This window comes from Prevotella sp. PTAC, assembly GCF_013166535.1.
Classification (GTDB): domain Bacteria; phylum Bacteroidota; class Bacteroidia; order Bacteroidales; family Bacteroidaceae; genus Prevotella.
Genome location: NZ_JABKKK010000030.1, coordinates 1 through 2142, shown reverse-complemented (window position 1 = coordinate 2142; position 2142 = coordinate 1). Strand labels below are relative to the sequence as shown.

Here is a 2142-nt window from a genome sequence, read left to right as displayed (position 1 = left end):
AATTTGTTCCTTAATAAAAACATGTCGGAATATAAATCATTGGTTTACAAAATATTACAGTGTGGACTTTTGAGATATAACTAAATTTACCAGATTTACGCTTGAAACGCCTTGCGGTCTTATGTTATATATAGGCGGCAAAAGGCTCTGCCAATCGCCGTTACCTTCTGATATGTCATGCAAATATAGCCATTTTCAGTGAATTGCGGGCTATGATTGCTCAATTTTGTATTTCAATCCATATTCTTCCAGTTTGTTATACAGTGTTGTACGTCCTATTCCAAGCAGTTCGGCGGCAACCTTCCGATTCCCGTCAGCCTGCTTCAAAGCACGTATAATCCGCTCTTTATCTTCCTCGTCGTTGCGTAGGGAAAAGCCGACAACTGAGGTTGTTTCGGTTATCCCAAGTTCCAGATGCTCTTTCATGACAAGTCCCGTCTGTGCCTGCAATACCGCGCCCATGATTTTCTGACGAAGCTCGCGGACATTGCCCGGCCACGCATGGGTCAGCAATGTCTTGCGGGCTTCTCCGTCAAAGCCGATGACATCGCATTCCAGTTCCTGATTCGCAATTTCGCGAAAGAACTCAGCCAGCGGCATGACGTCCTCCTGACAGTCGCGCAACGGCGGGACGGTTATCTCGAAGTCGTGCAGACGATATAATAGGTCCTGCCGGAAACGCTTTTCATTGACCGCCTTCTCCAGATCCTCGTTGGTGGCGGCGATGATGCGGACATTGAAACTACGGTCAGCTCTGTCACCTACCGGACGGTATCTTCGTTCCTGTATGGCTCGCAGAAGCATCTGCTGGGTTTCCGGTGCGAGGTTGCCCACCTCGTCCAAAAACAGCGTGCCGCCTTCGGCTTCATGGAAATAACCTTTCTTGGCACTGTCTGCGCCCGTGAACGCCCCTCTGACGTGTCCGAAGAAAGCCGACGGCGCAAGCTCTTTGGTGAGCGAACCGCAGTCCACAGCCACAAACGGCTTTCCTGCCCGCTTGCCTTTATCGTGCAGCAGGTGGGCGATATGCTCCTTGCCCGTGCCGTTCTCCCCGAATATCAGCACGCTCATGTCGGTGGGGGCTACCAGCCTTATTCGCTTCATGATGGCTTGGAACGCCGAGCCGTCACGCGAGAATACCGGCATACGGCTTCTCCCGATACTCCGTTCTTTTAATATGGTACGGAGCAAAGGGACGAGTTTGTCCTCCACAAGCTGCTTGGGTATGTAGTCCAGCGAGCCGAGTTTCATGCTTTCAACCACCGTATGCACTTCGGCATAGTCGGTCATGATAATGAACGGCTGCATCATACCTTCCTTGCGCATCCAGCGCAGCAGGTCGATACCGTTGCCGTCGGGCAGGCGCAGGTCGGAAACCACGATGTCCCCGTCTGCGGCCTGTTGCAGATATTTCTTCGCGGTCGAGAGGTGGAAAGCCTGCACGGTGCGGAACCCCTCGCGTGCCAGCAGGTTGCAGACGAACTCGCAACACACGATGTTATCCTCCACCACGATGATTTTTGTCTTATCCATTGTTATATTTCTTCCTTTCTTCTTTTGCCAGCCGGATGATTTCCGAACCCTTATCCAGCACAGCTTTTACAGCATTGCCAATTGTTTTATCGTCAGGTGTGCCATCGCAATGAAGCAATTTGTATAGTTCCCTTAACGGCTGGTCGGCACGGAGTATCTCCCATGAACTTCGCAGGTGGTGTGTCAGGGCGTCCAGTTCCTGAAGGTCTTTCTTTAGACCCGCTTCCCTGATTGCCTGCATTTCCTTTTCGGTTTCCGTTATCAGTTTATCCAGCATGACGGCTTCATTACCGTAGGACAGCAGGGAGGTGAAATCCGGCTTTTCATTCCGGTTGCCTTTCATGGCGCATTTGCCTGAAACCTCCATCAGTTCCGATATGGAGAACGGTTTGAGCAGGCAACCGGAGAAACCACGTTCCATAAGTTCCTCCTTGCTGCAACTGCCCGAAGCGGTTGTCACGACTACCGGGATAGTCTTTGAATTGCCAACATTGGAGGTACGTAGCAGCTCCAGCAGCTCGAAGCCGTTGATTTCCGGCATGTTCAGATCCGTCAGAAGCAGGCTGTATTCTTTCCGGCGTATCATTTCCATCAGTTCCGCAGCATCGG

The 2142-nt window shown here is 51.4% G+C and carries 2 protein-coding genes; both read right to left on the bottom strand.

Features of this window, described 5'->3' with window-relative positions:
- Window positions 1-210: 210 nt before the first annotated feature.
- Window positions 211-1533 carry a sigma-54 dependent transcriptional regulator gene (locus HPS53_RS12455; protein WP_172206528.1) on the bottom strand — a complete coding sequence of 441 codons (1323 nt, stop codon included), beginning with the start codon at window positions 1531-1533 and terminating at the stop codon, window positions 211-213.
- The coding region (locus HPS53_RS12450) for a response regulator (protein WP_172206526.1) at window positions 1526-2142 on the bottom strand (617 nt) is incomplete at its 5' end. The genes HPS53_RS12450 and HPS53_RS12455, both read right to left, overlap by 8 nt.

Excerpts from the sequence above, each read along its gene's own strand:
- HPS53_RS12455 (WP_172206528.1), bottom strand. The coding sequence starts at position 1,533 with ATGGATAAGACAAAAATCATCGTGGTGGAGGATAACATCGTGTGTTGC.